The organism is Streptomyces sp. NPDC002446, assembly GCF_053595675.1.
In genome coordinates this window covers 74357-90251 of the sequence record NZ_JBSFYC010000031.1, presented here as the reverse complement: position 1 = coordinate 90251, position 15895 = coordinate 74357, and the positions used below count along the sequence as shown (strand labels likewise).

The 15895-nt window shown below is 72.3% G+C and carries 16 protein-coding genes and 1 pseudogene; 8 read left to right on the top strand and 9 right to left on the bottom strand.

Annotated elements, in window-relative coordinates:
• Nucleotides 1-99, top strand: a pseudogene (locus tag ACWD6P_RS19440) (SAM-dependent methyltransferase); the annotation flags it as partial.
• 376 nt (nucleotides 100-475) lie between these two features.
• On the opposite strand, the gene npdG reads toward ACWD6P_RS19440, so the two are convergent.
• The 6 genes from npdG to ACWD6P_RS19410 all read right to left on the bottom strand — a co-directional run bounded on the left by npdG (nucleotide 476) and on the right by ACWD6P_RS19410 (nucleotide 6364).
• On the bottom strand, nucleotides 476-1207 hold the full coding sequence (npdG, locus tag ACWD6P_RS19435; protein WP_451445342.1) for an NADPH-dependent F420 reductase: 732 nt from the start codon (nucleotides 1205-1207) through the stop codon (nucleotides 476-478).
• 42 nt (nucleotides 1208-1249) lie between these two features.
• Nucleotides 1250-2098, bottom strand: a complete 849-nt coding sequence (locus ACWD6P_RS19430) for a carbohydrate ABC transporter permease (RefSeq protein WP_451445341.1) — start codon at nucleotides 2096-2098, stop codon at nucleotides 1250-1252.
• On the bottom strand, nucleotides 2095-3075 hold the full coding sequence (locus tag ACWD6P_RS19425; RefSeq protein WP_451445340.1) for a carbohydrate ABC transporter permease: 981 nt from the start codon (nucleotides 3073-3075) through the stop codon (nucleotides 2095-2097). The genes ACWD6P_RS19430 and ACWD6P_RS19425 overlap by 4 nt, the downstream gene beginning before the upstream one ends.
• On the bottom strand, nucleotides 3072-4403 hold the full coding sequence (locus tag ACWD6P_RS19420; RefSeq protein WP_451445339.1) for an ABC transporter substrate-binding protein: 1332 nt from the start codon (nucleotides 4401-4403) through the stop codon (nucleotides 3072-3074). The genes ACWD6P_RS19425 and ACWD6P_RS19420 overlap by 4 nt, the downstream gene beginning before the upstream one ends.
• On the bottom strand, nucleotides 4400-5491 hold the full coding sequence (locus tag ACWD6P_RS19415; protein WP_451445338.1) for a sialidase family protein: 1092 nt from the start codon (nucleotides 5489-5491) through the stop codon (nucleotides 4400-4402). Before ACWD6P_RS19415 ends, ACWD6P_RS19420 begins: the two co-directional genes overlap by 4 nt.
• 189 nt (nucleotides 5492-5680) lie before the next feature.
• The gene (locus ACWD6P_RS19410; RefSeq protein WP_451445337.1) at nucleotides 5681-6364 is read right to left on the bottom strand and encodes a FadR/GntR family transcriptional regulator; all 684 of its coding nucleotides are present in this window, start codon (nucleotides 6362-6364) and stop codon (nucleotides 5681-5683) included.
• A gap of 245 nt (nucleotides 6365-6609) precedes the next feature.
• Here ACWD6P_RS19410 and ACWD6P_RS19405 point away from each other — a divergent pair, with 245 nt between their 5' ends.
• The 3 genes from ACWD6P_RS19405 to ACWD6P_RS19395 all read left to right on the top strand — a co-directional run bounded on the left by ACWD6P_RS19405 (nucleotide 6610) and on the right by ACWD6P_RS19395 (nucleotide 9755).
• On the top strand, nucleotides 6610-7605 hold the full coding sequence (locus ACWD6P_RS19405) for a dihydrodipicolinate synthase family protein (RefSeq protein ID WP_451445336.1): 996 nt from the start codon (nucleotides 6610-6612) through the stop codon (nucleotides 7603-7605).
• Between the two features lie 53 nt (nucleotides 7606-7658).
• Complete coding sequence (locus tag ACWD6P_RS19400; RefSeq protein ID WP_451445335.1) at nucleotides 7659-8288, top strand: hypothetical protein; 630 nt, start codon at nucleotides 7659-7661, stop codon at nucleotides 8286-8288.
• Between the two features lie 195 nt (nucleotides 8289-8483).
• A complete protein-coding gene (locus ACWD6P_RS19395; RefSeq protein WP_451445348.1) occupies nucleotides 8484-9755 on the top strand; it encodes an MFS transporter in 1272 nt (423 codons plus the stop codon).
• A 21-nt stretch (nucleotides 9756-9776) separates the two neighbouring features.
• Here ACWD6P_RS19395 and ACWD6P_RS19390 read toward each other — a convergent pair whose 3' ends face one another.
• Nucleotides 9777-10040 carry a hypothetical protein gene (locus tag ACWD6P_RS19390; protein WP_451445334.1) on the bottom strand — a complete coding sequence of 88 codons (264 nt, stop codon included), beginning with the start codon at nucleotides 10038-10040 and terminating at the stop codon, nucleotides 9777-9779.
• A 64-nt stretch (nucleotides 10041-10104) separates the two neighbouring features.
• Between ACWD6P_RS19390 and map the strand changes: the two genes are divergently transcribed.
• Both map and ACWD6P_RS19380 read left to right on the top strand, forming a co-directional pair.
• Nucleotides 10105-10962 (top strand): type I methionyl aminopeptidase, encoded by an 858-nt coding sequence (gene map, locus ACWD6P_RS19385; protein WP_451445333.1) that lies wholly within the window; start codon nucleotides 10105-10107, stop codon nucleotides 10960-10962.
• A gap of 174 nt (nucleotides 10963-11136) precedes the next feature.
• Nucleotides 11137-11853 (top strand): biliverdin-producing heme oxygenase, encoded by a 717-nt coding sequence (locus ACWD6P_RS19380; protein ID WP_451445332.1) that lies wholly within the window; start codon nucleotides 11137-11139, stop codon nucleotides 11851-11853.
• A 39-nt stretch (nucleotides 11854-11892) separates the two neighbouring features.
• On the opposite strand, the gene ACWD6P_RS19375 is transcribed toward ACWD6P_RS19380, so the two are convergent.
• Entirely contained in the window at nucleotides 11893-12558 is a 666-nt protein-coding gene (locus ACWD6P_RS19375) for a PhzF family phenazine biosynthesis protein (protein WP_451445331.1), read from the bottom strand.
• 80 nt (nucleotides 12559-12638) lie between these two features.
• Nucleotides 12639-12974, bottom strand: a complete 336-nt coding sequence (locus ACWD6P_RS19370) for a hypothetical protein (protein ID WP_451445330.1) — start codon at nucleotides 12972-12974, stop codon at nucleotides 12639-12641.
• 342 nt (nucleotides 12975-13316) lie between these two features.
• On the opposite strand from ACWD6P_RS19370, the gene efeO reads away from it, so the two are divergent.
• Together efeO and efeB are read left to right on the top strand one after the other, a co-directional pair.
• Nucleotides 13317-14471, top strand: a complete 1155-nt coding sequence (gene efeO / locus ACWD6P_RS19365; protein WP_451445329.1) for an iron uptake system protein EfeO — start codon at nucleotides 13317-13319, stop codon at nucleotides 14469-14471.
• A gap of 28 nt (nucleotides 14472-14499) precedes the next feature.
• A complete protein-coding gene (efeB, locus tag ACWD6P_RS19360; RefSeq protein ID WP_451445328.1) occupies nucleotides 14500-15849 on the top strand; it encodes an iron uptake transporter deferrochelatase/peroxidase subunit in 1350 nt (449 codons plus the stop codon).
• The last annotated feature ends 46 nt before the right edge of the window (nucleotides 15850-15895 follow it).

Genomic DNA, 15895 nt, shown 5'->3' with positions numbered 1-15895 from the left:
CCCTTCCGGACCCCCGATTCCGTGCTGTCGCCCGTGGCGCGGGCGCTGCGGAGCATGGGGCCGTTCGACAGCGGCCTCGACCTGTGCTGCGGCACCGGGGGCTTCGCCCCCGGTTTCGGGCCCCCTCCTGCCGCCACGGCACGTGGGACCGGGGCACCCCGGCCCCCCTCCTGCCGCAACGGTGATCGGCCACGACGGCGAGGGTCCGGCAGCATCAACGACGGCAGAAAGAATTCCCACCCACCCACGGGAGGTGGCGGGCCGGAGGGGCCTGGTGTGTGGACGTAAAGCGAAGCAGTCCACACACCAGGCCCCGGAGGACCGTCACCGGCAGCCGAACAGCCCCGCGCAGCGGCAACGCCCGCCGCAGGCGCAACGGCGAGAAAGCCAAAACGTCGGCCCAGGCAAAGCGCAGCGGAAGGGCCGCAGGCGAACCCACAGCAACCCCCACGGCGGGACAGCCGAAAACGCGGGATCAGATGTCCGTCACACGGACCCCCGCATGCGCCTTGTAGCGCCGATTCACCGAGATCAGGTTGGCGACCAGCGACTCGACCTGGTGGGCATTGCGCAGGCGGCCCGCGAAGACGCCGCGCATGCCGGGGATGCGGGCGGCCAGCGCCTGGACCAGGTCCGTGTCGGCGCGGGACTCGCCGAGCACCATCACGTCGGTGTCGATCTGCTCGACGTCCGGGTCCTGGAGCAGCACCGCCGACAGGTGGTGGAAGGCGGCCGTGACCCGGGACCCGGGCAGCAGCGCCGCGGCCTGCTCGGCCGCGCTGCCTTCCTCCGGCTTGAGCGCGTAGGCGCCCTTCTTGTCGAAGCCCAGCGGGTTGACGCAGTCGATGACGAGCTTGCCCTCCAGCGGCTCGCGCAGCGCCTGGAGGGTCTTGGCGTGGCCGTCCCAGGGGACGGCCACGATCACCACATCGCTGCGGCGGGCGCACTCCGCGTTCTCGGCGCCCTCGATGCCCAGGCCGAGCTCGTCGGCGGCGGCCTGCGCCCGCTCCGCCACCCGGGAGCCGATGATCACCTTCTGGCCGGCCCTGCCGAGCCGGTAGGCCAGCCCGCGGCCCTGGTCGCCGGTGCCGCCGAGGACGCCGACCACCAGGCCGGAGACGTCCGGGAGGTCCCAGGGGTCGCGCTGGAGGGCGGCCTTCGCGCGGGTCGCGGCGTTCGGGGACTGCGCATCGTCGGAAGTAGTCATGACAGCGATCCTGTCACGCCGTTTCGGCCTGCCGCCCGGTGGTCACGACTTCACACTGCCCTCGGTCAGGCCGGTACGCCAGTAGCGCTGGAGCACCGTCATCAGCACCATCAGCGGCACCACGGACAGGAACGCGCCGCCCACCGTGTACTGGTAGAGCACCGGCTGGCGGTCCGCGTAGCCGGTCCAGGAGGTCAGGCCCAGCTGGATCGGATACAGGTCGGAGTCGGAGAGCATCACCAGCGGCAGGAAGTAGTTGTTCCAGATGTGCACGAACTGGAAGAGGAAGACGGTGACCAGCGCGGGGGTCATCAGCCGCAGGCCGAGCCCGCCGAAGATCCGGGCCTCGCCCGCACCGTCGATCCGGGCCGCCTCCAGAAGCGAGTCGGGCACGGCGGCGGCCGCGTAGATCCGGCAGAGGTAGACGCCGAACGGGCTGACCACGCTGGGGATCAGCACCGCCCAGAAGGTGTTGGCCAGGCCCATCGCGCTGAAGAGGAAGTAGAGCGGCAAGGCGAGGGCGGTGCCGGGGATCAGGACGCCGGCGAGGACTACATTGAAGACCGCTTCCCGGCCGCGGAACGGAAACTTGGCCAGGGCGTAGCCGGCCGCGGCGGACAGCAGGGTGGCGCAGACCGCGCCGATCCCGGCGTAGAGCAGGGAGTTGGCGAACCAGCGGGCGTAGATGCCGTGGTCGTAGGTGAGGACGTCGACGAGGTGGTCGAGCGGCCGCGGATGGTCGGAGAACCAGAAGCCGAAGGTGCCGAAGAGGTCGGCGCTGTTCTTGGTGGCGGAGACGGTCAGCCAGTAGACGGGCGCCAGGAAGTAGAGCGCGGCGATGGTCAGCAGCGAGGCGGTGATGATCCGGTAGCGGACCGGGGGCCGGGTCATCGGCGCTCCTCCGCGCGCCCGCCGACCAGCCGCAGAAAGCCGAAGGACAGTACGCACGCCACCAGCGCGAGCAGCACCGCCTCGGCCGCGGCCACATGCGGGTTGTTGCCGACGAAGGCCGCGCTGTAGGCGTGCAGGTTGGGGGTGAAGCCGGAGTCGATGGAGGAGGCCAGCGGGCGCAGCACCATCGGCTCGGCGAACAGCTGGAGGGTGCCGATGATGCTGAAGACGGTGGTGAGGACGAGGGCGGGGCGGATCAGCGGGAGTTTGATGTGCCGGGCGACCTGCCAGGCGCTGGCGCCGTCGATCCGCGCCGCCTCGTACAGCTCGCCGGGCACGGCCTTGAGCTGGGCGATCAGCACCAGCATGTTGTAGCCGGTGAACTGCCAGGTGACGATGTTGGCGATGGCCCACAGGACGGTGCCGCGGGAGAGGAAGTCCACGTCCCAGCCGAGGGAGTCGGCGATCTTCACCAGGGGGCTGATGCCGGGGACGTAGAGGAAGCCCCACAGGATCGAGGCGATCACGCCGGGCACGCCGTACGGGAGGAAGAAGGCGCTCCGGAAGAACGGGACCCCGCGGGCGCTGGCGCTCTCCAGGAGCAGCGCGAGGGCGGTGGCGAGCACGATCATCAGCGGGATCTGGACGGCCCCGAAGAGCAGCACCCGGCCGAAGCCGGTCAGGAACCGGTCGTCCGAGAGCGCGTGGGCGTAGTTGCCGAGGCCGGCGAACACCTCCTGCTCCCGGCCGCCGAGGCCGAGCGGGCCGGTGCGTTCGGTCCGGTGCAGGCTCTGGTGGAGGGCGTAGACGATGGGGGCGATGAAGCAGAGGGCGAAGACGGCGAGGAAGGGCAGGACGAAGGCGGCCGCGGCGCGGGCGTTGCGGACCTGCGCGCGCGAGGCCCGGCGCGGGCGCCGCTGCGGGACCGGCCGCTTCGGCAAGGCGCGCTCCGCCCGGCTGAGCGTGTCCCGGCTCACCCGCTCTCCACCTTCAGGCCCTTGCCCTTGAGGTCGGCCACGGTCTGGCCCTGCACCTTCTTCAGGACGGAGCGGAAGGAGCCGCCGTCGGCGAGCGCGTCGGTGAAGGCGTCGCCGAGCCGCTGGTAGAGGGTGTCCACGCCGGGTCCCCAGCGCCAGCTGGTGTCGACATGGGCACCGGCGTCCGCGAAGACCTTGCTGTACGCCTGGCCGCCGAAGAAGGGCTTGTCGACGTCGAGGTCGGTGGTGGCGTAGCCCTTCTTGGCACTGGGGAAGCCATAGCCGCCGTCGATCAGCAGCGCGATCGAGGCGGGGTCGGTGTTGAGCCAGACCGCGAAGTCCAGGGCGTCCTTGGGGTAGCTCGCCTTGGCGAAGACGGCGGTGGTCGAGCCGCCCCAGTTGGCGAAGACCTTCTCGCCGGCCTTCCACTGGGGCAGCGGCGCGGCCCGCCACTTCCCCTTGGTGCCCGGCGCGTTGCCGACCAGCAGCGCATCGCCCCAACTGGCGCCCACCCAGGCCGGGATGGCGCCCGTCTGGAGGTCCTTGTACCAGGCGTTCTGCCGGTCCGGGATGGTCTTGACGAGCTTCCGTCTGACGAGCGACTCCCAGTAGTCGGCGACCTTGCGGGTGGGTTCGTCGTCGATGCCGATGATCCAGGTGTCGCCGCTGGCCGCGTACCACTTGGCGCCGGCCTGCCAGGCGAGGCCGGCGAAGCGGTTGCCGTTGGTGGGGGCGAAGGTCTCGATCCAGGCGCCCTTCTTGCGGATGGCCTTGGCGGCGCTCTCGTACTCGTCCCATGTCCCGGGTGTCGCCACGTCCCACTTGTCGAACAGGTCCTGCCGTACGAACAGCCCCATCGGCCCGGAGGCCTGCGGGATGGCGTAGATGCCCTTGCCGAAGACGGACTGCTGCCACTGCCAGCCGAAGAACTTGCCCTTGTGGCGGGCGGCGCCGAGCGGGGCGAGGTCCAGCAGCCCGTTGTCGAGCAGGAAGCTGGGGATGACGGGGAACTCGATCTGGCCCAGGTCGGGCGGGTTGCCGGCCTTGACGGCGGCGTGCATCTTCGCGTACTGCTCGCCGTTGACGGCCGATACCTTCTCGACCTTGACCTGTACCTCGGGGTTCTCGCGGTTCCACAGGTCGACGGGCTTGTCGATGCCCGGCACCCAGGACCAGAAGGTCAGGTCGATCTTCTGCCCCTTCTTGCGTTCCCGGGGCGCGTCGTCCTCGCCACCGCCGCCGTCGCCGCAGCCGGCGAGGGCGAAGCCGGCGGCGAGGGCGGCCGCCCCGCCCAGGACCGTTCTGCGGTGCAGGGGGTTGCTGGTCATCTCGGCTCCTCCACGGGGATGCGGCGGAAGGTGATCGTCGAGTACGCGCTGAAGTCGCCCGTCTCGTAGAGCAGTCCGACGCTGTCGCGGTCGAGGCGTACGAGGTCGGAGTAGGCGGCCGGCAGTCCGCTGACGGTGTGGGCGGGGTGCCAGGTCAGCCCGCCGTCGCGGCTGGTGCGCAGGGTCATCAGGGCGCGGGCGGCCGGGTGGGCGGGGCCGGAGAAGAGCAGTGTGCCGCGGTCGCCGTCGTGCAGGACGCTGCCCTGGCAGACGGGCCCGGCGAGGCCGGCCTGCGGGCGGAAGGGCCCGGTGAGGTGTGCGCCGCCGTCGGTCGAGACGGCGTCGGCGCGGTGCCAGGCCGCGACGGCCTCCGTGCGGGTGTTCAGATAGACGCTGCCGTCGGGGAGTTCGGCGGCGGTGGTCTCGTTGGGGGCGACCGAGCGGTCGGTGTCGCCGTCGGTGTAGCCGATCCGCCAGGTGGCGCCGTCGTCGTCGCTGAGCAGGGCGTGGCCGCCGTTGTAGCGGGGCTCGGTGCCGTCGTCGCCGGGCTGGGCGGGCGGGGTGGAGTGGTTGGCGGGGACCAGCAGCCGTCCGGCGTACGGGCCCCGGCGCAGCCGCAGGGCGTGGCCGGGTCCGGTCGCGTACCAGCGCCACTGCGGCAGCTTGGCCTGGTCGGTGATCTCACGGGGGGCGCTCCAGCTCGCGCCGTCGTCGTCGCTGTGCTGGAGCCAGACCCGCCGGCCGTCAGCGGGCGGGACCTGGCCGCGGCGGATGCGGTCCTCGGTGGCGTCGGCGGCGTTGTGGACCTGGAGGAGCAGCACCCGGCCGCCGGCGAGGACGACCGGTGCGGGGTTGCCCGCGGTGCCGGTGCCGTTGCGGGCGACGACCTGGAGCGGGCCCCAGGTGCGGCCGCCGTCCGGGGAGCGTTTGAGGACGATGTCGATGTCGCCCCAGTCGGCGGCCGAGGCGACCCGGCCCTCGGCGAAGGCGAGGACGGCTCCGGAGCGCGCCCGGACCACGGCGGGGATCCGGAAGCTCGTATACCCCTCGGTCCCGGCCCGGTACGGCACTGAGCTCTCGTACGCCATGGGTCACCCCCAATGGGCAAGGACGTAGGATGTCCCTTGTCCTGCGGTGACCATAGGGAGTGCCCAACTGACCGTCAAGGCACCGCACATGGCGCTTTTCCGTGTCGGCAACGACCCCGCCGACGCCGGGTGAAATCCCGGTGAACGGGACCAATGCCGCGGGCCCGGCCATGACCCGTCGTACAGGCCCTAGTCGGCCAGTCGGCGCCTGATGCCGTCGAAGTGCCGGTGTATCGCCTCCACCGCGCGGTCCCCGTCACCCGCCTCCAGCGCGTCCACGATCTCCTGGTGCTGACGGTATGTCAGTCCGGGGTCGGGGCGGTCGTCGGACAGGTCCTCGCGGACCCGGCGCAGGGCCGCCCAGAAGGCGTCCAGCACCTCGCTCAGCAGGTGGTTGCCCAGCGAGCGGTAGAGGGCGAGGTGGAACGCCCGGTCGGTGTCGCTCTGCACCATGCCGCCGCGCGCCTCCTCCGCCATCCGCTGCACCAGCCCCTTGAGGACGGTGAGGTCTGCGGCGGGCAGATTGCGCGCGACGGCGCCGATCAGGCCCGCCTCCAGGGCCTCGCGGACCTCCATCAGCTCGTACAGGCTCGCCTCGCCCTGGTGATGGCGGACCGCCGCACGGAACGCGACGCCCTCGACGAACGGCTCCAGGGTGAGCGGGCCGACGTAGGTGCCGAAGCCGTGCCGGATCTCCACGATGCGCATGGCCTGCAGCGCCTTCAGCGCCTCGCGCACGGAGTTGCGGCTGACGTCGAGCAGGCCGACGAGTTCGGCCTCGGTGGGCAGCGGGTCGCCCGGCACCAGCCCGCCCTGCAGGATCAACTGCTTGATCTGCGCCTGCACGTCCTCGGACATCGTCCCTCGCGCCATGGCCTCTCCCTCTCCCGTCCCTCTCCCGCACCCGCGTCTGCGCCTGCGCCTGCCGCGTCGCCGGCCCTCCCCCAAGCCCTCCAGGGGCAGGGAACCCCGTCCGACCCGCCTCACCCGGACCGCACATCCTTGACCGGCCGCCTGTGAACAGGGTCTATTGTGCTCTGACATAGGACATCCCATGTCCCATGTCCGATGACATCGGCTCACACCACCGCCCGACATCGGAGACTCCGGAGCCCCCCATGGCCCTGCCCGCCCCCCTCCACGGCGTCATCCCACCGGTCTGCACCCCGCTCGACCAGCGCGGCGAGGTCGACACCGCCTCCCTGGCCCGCCTCGTCCACCACCTCGTCGACGGCGGTGTGCACGGCCTGTTCGCCCTTGGCTCCACCAGCGAGGTCGCCTACCTCACCGACGCACAGCGCGGCACCGTCCTGGAGACGGTCCTCAAGGCCGCGGACGGCCGGGTCCCGGTGCTCGCCGGCGCCATCGACACCACCACCCCGCGGGTCCTCGACCACGCCCGCGCCGCCGCCGACCTGGGCGCCGACGCCCTCGTCGCCACCGCGCCCTTCTACACCCGCACCCACCCCCGGGAGATCGCCGCCCACTTCCGCCACCTCCGCGCCGCGGTGGACCTCCCCCTGTTCGCGTACGACATCCCGATGGCCGTGCACGGCAAGCTGCCGCCCGGCCTCGTCCGCGAACTGGCCGAGGACGGCACGCTGGCCGGGCTGAAGGACAGCAGCGGCGACGAGGGCTCGCTGCGCCGGCTGATCGTGGCACTCGGCGGCCGCACCGGCCGCCGCACCGGCCCCGCCCCCGGCTTCTCGGTCCTCACCGGCTCCGAACTGACCGTGGACGCCGCCCTGTTGGCGGGCGCCGACGGCGTCGTCCCGGGGATCGGCAATGTCGACCCGGCCGGCTACGTACGCCTCTACGACGCGGCCCGGTCGGGCGACTGGGCGCGCGCGGCCGCCGAGCAGGAGCGCCTGGTCGCCCTGTTCTCCATGGTCGATGTCGGCCCCGAAGGCGACATGGGCCGCAGCTCCTCCGCACTGGGCGCCTTCAAGGCGGCCCTCCAGCTGCTCGGCGTGATCACGCGGGGAACGACGGCCGTCCCCCAGATCCCGCTGAGCGAGGCGGCGGTAGGGGAGGTCGGACGCCGGCTCAAGGACGCCGGGCTGCTGCCCCGTACGGGCGGTGGCCAGACCGCGGCCCAAGTCCCGTACGGGTGACACCCGTTGAAACGGCAACCAGGTGTCGCCGTACTGCGGCAGGATGCCGGGGCATGGATGCCGTACGGGTCGCACTGCTGCGTGAGGTCCTCGCCGGAACCGAGTGGATCCAGGCCACCCGCCGCTTCGCCGGGGCGCTGCGGACCGCCGTCGCCCCGCACGGCGGCGGGCTGCTGCTGGTCGGCAGCGCCGCGTACGAGCCCTGGCACCTGGCCGCGCATCTGGACGACGAGGCGGCCTGGTCGGGGCTGCCGGAGCTGTCGCCGACGCTGGTGCGCCATCGCGTTCCCGGCGGGGCGCCGGCCCATCTGGCGGTCGGGCTCGGGCGGCTGGCGGCGGCCGGGCGGGGCGAGACGCTGCTGGTCGTCGCGCCACAGGAGCCGGGCGCCGGGCTGCTGGAGCGGGTGCACGACGCCCGCCGCAACGGCGCGACGGTCCTCGCGCTGGACGGCGGCGACCGCGATCTGCACACCCTGGCCCATGACGCGCTCGCCGCCCCCTGGGCCCCGCCCGGCAGCGGGACCGGGACGTCCCAGGACCTCGACCTCGACACGGTCCAGCATCTGGTGAGCGCGGCCGCCGGAGAGAACAGCCTGCCCGCGCCCCGCCGGCACCGCCGCTTCCGCGACCGGCTGGCCCGCCTCGCCGACGAGCTGACGGCGCCACCGCCCCCGCGCTGGTAGGACATCGGACCTGGGATGTGGAGGCGCGGGCACCCCACGGCCCGCAAAATCCTTTGCGCGGCGCCCCGGCCGTGCGGACGATGGTGCACCGTGACCTCGGACGACCACCCCCCATCCGCCCCGCGTTCCCGCGGGCGCTTCGCCGCCCTGCTGCCGGATCTGGCGCCCTGGCGTTCCTCGCGCGACTTCCGGCTGATGTGGTGCGCGGGCGCGATCACCGTCTTCGGCAGCTTTCTGACCTTTGTCGCGCTGCCGCTGCAGCTGAAGGAGCTGACCGGCTCCACGCTCGCGGTCGGGGCACTGGGCGCGGTGGAGCTGGTCCCGCTGATCGTCTTCGGCCTCTACGGCGGTGCGCTCGCGGACGCCGTCGACCGCCGCCGGCTGATCGTCTGGACCGAGGTCGCACTCGGGCTGATCGCCGCGCTGCTGCTGGTCAACAGCCTGCTGCCGGATCCGATGGTGTGGCCGCTGTACGCCACCGCCGCGGTGTCCAGCGCGCTGACCGGTCTGCAGCGGCCGGCCCTGGACGCGATCGTGCCGCGGATCGTCGCGCACGACCAGCTCGCCGCGGCCGCCGCGCTCAACGCGCTGCGCTGGCAGATCGGCGCCGTCGCGGGCCCCGCGCTGGCCGGCGGGCTGCTCGCCTACGCCGGCCTGACCTGGGCGTACGCGATCGACGCGGCCACCTACGCGCTCTCCGTACTGCTCGCGCTGAAGCTGGCGCCGCAGCCCGCCTCGCACGACGCCCGCAAGCCCTCGCTGCGCGGGATCGCCGAGGGCGCGCGCTACGCCTGGAGCCGCAAGGAGCTGCTGGGCACCTACGCCCTCGACCTCCTCGCGATGCTCTTCGCCTTCCCGCTGGCGATCTTCCCGTTCCTCGCCGACGATCTGGACGCCCCGTGGGCGCTGGGGCTGATGTACGCGGCGCTGCCCGCCGGGTCCTTCCTGGTGAGCCTGACCAGCGGCTGGACGTCGCGGATCCACCGCCAGGGCCGGGCCATCGCGCTGGCGGCCGCCGGGTGGGGGCTCTCGATCGCCGTGGCCGGGCAGCTGCACAACGTCTGGCTGGTGCTGCTGTTGCTCACGCTGGCCGGTGCCTGCGACATGGTGAGCGGAATCTTCCGCTCGGCGCTGTGGAACCAGACCATCCCCGACGAGCTGCGGGGCAGGCTGGCCGGGATCGAGCTGCTGTCGTACTCGGCGGGCCCGCAGCTGGGCCAGGTCCGGGTCGGCGGTATGGCGGCGCTGACGGGCGTACGGGCGGCGGTGTCACTGGGCGGGCTGCTGTGCTTCGCGGGGGTCGGGATGCTGGCGCTGGGGCTGCCGAAGCTGATGGCGTACGACGCCCGGACGGATGAGCATGCGCGGCGGATGCGGGAGCGGCGGGCCGCGGGCGGCGGGGCGAAGAGCGGCGATGCGGCCGGCTCCGCCCCGAAGGACCAGGACGCGGATCCGGCGCCAGCCTGACGCCGGCCCGGCGCCGGCGCGTTACCCGTCCTCCCCCTCGCCGTCCTTCCCCTTGGCCTGTCCCTTCGCCTGCCCGGCGCCCGTGTCGTGCCACTTCGGGTCGGTCTCCCACTCCAGGTTCCGCTCCGCCGCGGTCTCCATGGCGTGCGCGGCCTCTTCGCGGGTGCTGTACGGGCCGAAGCGGTCGGCGGCGCGGCACTCAGGGCCCTCTTCGACCGTCTGGTGCTTGAGGCAGTAGTACCACTCGCCGGGCTTCCCGACCGTCCGCCTCTTGAACAGCGCCATTGCCGCCTCCTGTGGTGTTCTGTGTCACCATCCTGCCCGACGGCCCGCGGATACACTCGCTGGCATGTCTGGCCAGTCGCTTCTTGTCCCGGGGAAGATCTCCCCCACCCGCCCCGTCCCCGCCTCGATCGCGCGCCCCGAGTACGTCGGGAAGGCCGCGCCCACGCCCTACACGGGGCCCGAGGTGCAGGACGCCGAGACCATCGAGCGGATGCGGATCGCCGGCCGGATCGCCGCACAGGCGATGGCGGAGGCCGCCAAGCTGATCGAGCCCGGGGTGACGACCGACGAACTGGACCGCGTCGCCCACGAGTTCATGTGCGATCACGGCGCCTACCCGTCCACGCTCGGCTACCGCGGGTTCCCCAAGTCCCTGTGCTCCTCGCTCAACGAGGTCATCTGCCACGGCATCCCGGACTCGACCGTCCTCAAGGACGGCGACATCGTGAACCTGGACGTCACCGCGTACATCCACGGTGTGCACGGCGACAACAACGCCACCTACCTGTGCGGCGATGTGGACGAGGAGTCCAGGCTGCTGGTGGAGCGGACCCGGGAGGCGCTGCAGCGCGCGATCAAGGCGGTCAAGCCGGGCCGTCAGATCAACATCATCGGCCGGGTCATCGAGTCGTACGCCAAGCGCTTCGGCTACGGAGTGGTCCGTGACTTCACCGGTCACGGCATCAACTCCTCCTTCCACTCCGGCCTGATCGTCCCGCACTACGACAGCCCGCACCACACCACCGACATCAAGCCCGGCATGACCTTCACCATCGAGCCGATGCTGACGCTGGGCACGTACGAGTACGACATGTGGGAGGACGGCTGGACGGTGGTGACCAAGGACCGCCGGCGGACCGCGCAGTTCGAGCACACGCTGGTCGTGACGGAGACCGGGACGGAGATCCTCACGCTGCCCTGACCGCGGCGCGGATTTTACCGACAGGGCGTCGGGAACAGGGGTAGCCTGGTTACCGACAGGACGTCGGGAACGGGTTGACTTAGGTAAGCCTAAGTAGTTGGGTAGGCCTAAGCGACAACGGCTCAGCGGAGCCCCCTGCTCCCGACTCCTCCCCTCGGCCCCCGGAGGTCCGCCTTGGCAGCGTCCAGCCCGACCAGCCCGACCCCGTCCGCCGCGGCCACGCCATCCGCTCCGCCGGTCGCCGCCACGCCCTTCTCGACGGTCATCCGCACGGCGTCCCACGAGCAGCACACGGAGGCCGAGAACTCCTCCTTCATGAGCGACATGCTCGGCGGCAGGCTCGGTGTCACCGCCTACCGGAGCTACACCGAGCAGCTGTGGTTCGTCTACCGCGCGCTGGAGGGCGCCTTCGAGGCGCTCGCCGGCGACCCGGTCGCGGGCCCCTTCCTCCGCCCCGAGCTGGCCCGCACCGCCGAGCTGGAGCGCGATCTCGCCCACCTCGGCGGCGCCTCCTGGCGCGACGGCCTGGAGCCGCTGCCGGCCACCGCCGCCTACGCGGACCGGGTGGCGCACTGCGCCCGCAACTGGCCGGCCGGCTATGTCGCCCACCACTACACCCGCTACCTCGGCGACCTGTCCGGCGGCCAGATCATCCGCGGCACCGCCGAGAAGACCTGGGGCTTCGCCCGCAAGGGCGACGGGGTGCGGTTCTACGTCTTCGAGGACATAGCCAACCCCGCCGCCTTCAAGCGCGAATACCGCGCACTGCTCGACGCGCTGCCGCTGGACGACCTGGAGAAGCAGCGGGTGGTCGACGAGTGCAAGCGCGCGTTCCGGCTGAACAGCGCGGTCTTCCGGGAGCTGGGCGAGCGGTTCCCGCTGAGCGCGTAGGGCCGCCCGGCGGGCGCGGGACGGCGGGGCCCGTGCGCCTCAGGGGGCTTCCCGGCGCACCCGGCCGCCGACCGCCAGGCTGCCGTCCGGATACGTACGGGTGAGGATCTGCGAGCCGGTCCCCTGGCGGATGTCCAGGGGGCGGCCCAGTTCATGGGTCAGCAGCAGGGCGGCCGCGCCCGTGGCCTCGTCCTCGACGATGCCGTCGCCGCGGCGGGGGAAGGCCCGCGCGCGGACCACGCCGCGGCGTTCGTCCTGCCAGGCCCAGGCGTAGAGCCAGCCCTCGCCCGGCGGCGGGGCGGGCAGCGCGTCGACCTCGGCCGCGGAGGCATGGCGTTCGGTCCTGCGCGACGTCACCCACTCCACGCGGGCGCGCACCCAGGTGAGGTCGCCCTCGAAGCCGACCTCCACCTCGCCGGCCGGCGGGCGCAGGGTGCGCGGCGGCCGGCCCAGGCTCCGCAGCAGCCAGGCCAGGCCGACCAGCGGGTGCCCGGCGAAGGGGAGGCGGACGCTGGGGGTGTGGATGTCGACGGTGCCGAGTGCGGCGTCGTCGAGGAACACGGTTTCGCTGAAGCCGAGTTGGGCGGCGAGGGCGGCGCGTTCCACGGCGCCGGGGACCGCCGCCCCGTCACGCACCACGCCCAGCGCGTTGCCGCCGCTCCCGTCGGGGCCGCAGAACACCCGGAGCACATCGAGTTCGGTCATCCGGTCAGTGAACAGCACGGCGGACGGGAGGTCCGGGCCCGGGGTGCGAGGGTGCGCGCCTCCCCCGGGCCCGGCCGGGGCTACCGGGAGGCGCGGCGGCGGGTGGCGTACGCGACCGCGGAACCGGCGGCGAGCAGGGCGGCGGCGGAGACGAGCAGGGCGCCGGTGGGGGCCGTGGAGCCGGTGGCGGAGAGCGTGCGACCGGGGGGTGTGCGGTCCGGGGCCGTGCGGTCCGCCGCGTGTGCCTGCGCGGGCGGCAGCAGTGCCCCCATGGCGCCGGCCAGCAGCGCCGTACCGAGCGCGAGGGCGAGCATCCGGACCAGCCCGCGGCGCAGTTCGGCGCAGAGCACACGCATGCGGTGGCGGATGCGGCCGCGGGTGGAGCCGCGGGCCGCGGCCGGTCGGAACAGCGGCATGGAGCACCCCTTCCAGAGCATGATGACTACTTAGGTAAGCCTAACCTAAGTTACACCCCGTCAGCATCTGATGGAGGCGATCGGGCCTCCGCGGGCCGGAATCCCGCTGGTCATATCCCGTCGCAACCCATGACCCTTACCTTGACTGCTGTTTGACGGTTCCGTGACCGGGCGCTCATCAACTCGTGATCGGGCCGTTGTTCATGAGAGCGGGATCACTGGACAGGGTGAGAGGGAAAAGGTAAGCCTCAGATAAGTTAGGGCCGCCTTAGTGGCGACCCCCACCGCCGTCTACCCTCCCGTACGTCGTTTCCGTACACCCGAGCCCGCCTGGAGCCCCGTATGCGCGCCCTTCGCCCCTCCGCCGTCGCCGCCCTCGCCGCGGCCACGGCCGTCACCGCCGTCGCCGGCTGCGCCGCGAAGAACGACGGCAAGGGAGGCGGCGGCAAGGGCACCATCGAGGTGACCGCGTCCGACTCCAGCTGTGAGCTGTCCGCCAAGAAGTTCCCCGCCGGGCATGTCCGCTTCGCGGTGCAGAACAAGGGCTCCAAGGTCACCGAGGTGTACGTCTACGCGCCCGGCGACCGGATCGTGACCGAGCGGGAGAACATCGGGCCCGGCACCAGCGTGGAGATCACCGCCGAGATCAAGCCCGGCTCCTACGAAATCGCCTGCAAGCCGGGCATGAAGGGCGACGGCATCCGGCAGAAGGTGACCGCCGACGGCAAGGGCACCACCGCCAAGCGCGACCCCAAGCTGGACGCCGCGGTCGCCGCGTACCGCAAGTACGTCCAGGAGCAGGCCGACCAGACCATCGCGAAGGCGCAGAAGTTCGCCGACGCGGTCAAGGCCGGCGACATGGAGGCCGCGAAGAAGGCCTACGCCCTCTCCCGGGTCGGCTGGGAGCGCACCGAGCCGGTCGCCGAGTCGTTCGGTGACATCGACCCCAAGGTCGATCTGCGCGAGGACGGCCTGAAGAAGGGCCAGAAGTGGACCGGCTGGCACAAGCTGGAGAAGTCCCTGTGGAAGGAGAAGAAGATCTCCGGGGACGACAAGAAGCTCGCCGACCGGCTCATGACGGACCTGAAGGACTGGCAGAAGCGGGTCGGCAAGGCCGAGATCAACCCGACCGGCATGGCCAACGGCGGCAAGGAGCTGCTCGACGAGGTGGCCACCGGCAAGGTCACTGGCGAGGAAGAGCGCTACAGCCACACCGACCTGATCGACTTCCAGAGCAATGTCGAGGGTGCCGAGAAGGCGTACCAGCTGCTGAAGCCGGTGGCCGCCAAGAACGACCCGGCGCTGGCCAAGGAGCTGGACAAGCAGTTCAAGGCGCTTTTCGCACAGCTCGACAAGTACCGCGACGACAAGTCCGCCGACGGCTTCGTCTCCTACGACACGGTCAGCAAGAGCGAGAGCAAGGAGCTGTCCGACGGCGTCAACGCGCTGGCCGAGCCGCTGTCCAAGCTGGCCGCGGCCGTGGCCGTCACCAAGTAAGTCCGCAGCGCCGGCCGAAGGGGACACGATGACGCACGACGACGGCAAGACCACCGAGGGCCCGCGGGCCACCGAGGACACCGCACCCGCCGAGAGCGCGCAGACCGCGCAGGCCGCGGGCGGGCACGCGCCCTCCCGGCGTGCGCTGCTGGGCTGGGGCGGCGCGGGACTGGCGCTCGGCGCGGTCGCGGCCGGGGGCACGGCGGCCGCGCTGCGCGCCGGCAGCGACGTCCAGCCGGCCGCCGCGGACGCGGCCGCGGGCGCCGCGGTCCCCTTCCACGGCAAACACCAGGCCGGTATCGCCACCGCCGTCCAGGACCGGCTGCACTTCGCCGCGTTCGACGTCACCACCGACGACCGCGACGAGCTGATCGCGCTGCTCAAGGAGTGGACGAAGGCGGCGGCGCGGATGACGGCCGGGGACGCGGTCGGTGACGGCGCGGTCGGCGGGCTGGCGGAGGCGCCGCCGGACGACACCGGCGAGGCGCTCGGCCTGCCGCCGTCCCGGCTCACCCTGACCTTCGGCATCGGCCCGACGCTGTTCGAGAAGGACGGCAAGGACCGCTTCGGCCTCAAGGGCCGCCGGCCCGCGGCGCTGGTCGAGCTGCCGCAGTTCCCCGGCGACAACCTCGACAAGACGCGCAGCGGCGGCGATCTGTGCGTCCAGGCCTGCGCGGACGACCCGCAGGTCGCGGTGCACGCGATCCGCAATCTGGCCCGGATCGGCTTCGGCAAGATAGCCATCCGCTGGTCGCAGCTCGGCTTCGGCAAGACGTCCTCGACGACGCCGGAGGCCCAGACGCCGCGCAACATGATGGGCTTCAAGGACGGCACCCGGAACATCGCGGGCACCGACGGCGCCGCGCTGGCCAAGCACGTGTGGGTCGGCAAGGACGACGAGAAGGGCGCGGCGGGCTGGATGGCCGGCGGCTCGTACGTCGTCGCGCGCCGGATCCGGATGCACATCGAGACCTGGGACCGCACCTCGCTCCAGGAGCAGGAGGAGATCTTCGGCCGCAACAAGGGCGAGGGCGCTGCGGTCGGCAAGAAGCACGAGCGGGACGAGCCGCATCTGAAGTCGATGCTGCCGACCGCCCACGTACGGCTCGCGCACCCGGACTCCAACGACGGCGCCCGCATCCTGCGCCGCGGCTACTCCTTCACCGACGGTACGGACGGCCTGGGCCGGCTGGACGCGGGGCTGTTCTTCCTCGCCTACCAGCGCGACGTACGCCAGGGCTTCATCCCCGTGCAGCGGAGGCTGGCGGCCACCGACGCGCTCAACGAGTACATCCAGCACGTGGGTTCGGCCGTCTTTGCGGTGCCGCCGGGGGTCCGCGACGCGGACGACTGGTGGGGCCGGGAGCTGTTCGCCTGATCCCGCCGGTGCCGGAGACCGGCACCGTAACGAAGTCCGCCGCATG

Bases quoted from the DNA above. Each gene is read 5' to 3' on its own strand.
- ACWD6P_RS19395 (WP_451445348.1), top strand. From the start codon at position 8,484: ATGTGGTGCGCGGGCGCGATCACCGTCTTCGGCAGCTTTCTGACCTTT.
- map (WP_451445333.1), top strand. From the start codon at position 10,105: ATGTCTGGCCAGTCGCTTCTTGTCCCGGGGAAGATCTCCCCCACCCGC.
- ACWD6P_RS19405 (WP_451445336.1), top strand. From the start codon at position 6,610: ATGGCCCTGCCCGCCCCCCTCCACGGCGTCATCCCACCGGTCTGCACC.
- ACWD6P_RS19375 (WP_451445331.1), bottom strand. From the start codon at position 12,558: ATGACCGAACTCGATGTGCTCCGGGTGTTCTGCGGCCCCGACGGGAGC.
- ACWD6P_RS19390 (WP_451445334.1), bottom strand. From the start codon at position 10,040: ATGGCGCTGTTCAAGAGGCGGACGGTCGGGAAGCCCGGCGAGTGGTAC.
- ACWD6P_RS19400 (WP_451445335.1), top strand. From the start codon at position 7,659: ATGGATGCCGTACGGGTCGCACTGCTGCGTGAGGTCCTCGCCGGAACC.
- ACWD6P_RS19420 (WP_451445339.1), bottom strand. From the start codon at position 4,403: ATGACCAGCAACCCCCTGCACCGCAGAACGGTCCTGGGCGGGGCGGCC.
- ACWD6P_RS19370 (WP_451445330.1), bottom strand. From the start codon at position 12,974: ATGCCGCTGTTCCGACCGGCCGCGGCCCGCGGCTCCACCCGCGGCCGC.
- ACWD6P_RS19430 (WP_451445341.1), bottom strand. From the start codon at position 2,098: ATGACCCGGCCCCCGGTCCGCTACCGGATCATCACCGCCTCGCTGCTG.
- ACWD6P_RS19410 (WP_451445337.1), bottom strand. From the start codon at position 6,364: ATGGCGCGAGGGACGATGTCCGAGGACGTGCAGGCGCAGATCAAGCAG.
- efeO (WP_451445329.1), top strand. From the start codon at position 13,317: ATGCGCGCCCTTCGCCCCTCCGCCGTCGCCGCCCTCGCCGCGGCCACG.
- ACWD6P_RS19415 (WP_451445338.1), bottom strand. From the start codon at position 5,491: ATGGCGTACGAGAGCTCAGTGCCGTACCGGGCCGGGACCGAGGGGTAT.
- efeB (WP_451445328.1), top strand. From the start codon at position 14,500: ATGACGCACGACGACGGCAAGACCACCGAGGGCCCGCGGGCCACCGAG.
- npdG (WP_451445342.1), bottom strand. From the start codon at position 1,207: ATGACTACTTCCGACGATGCGCAGTCCCCGAACGCCGCGACCCGCGCG.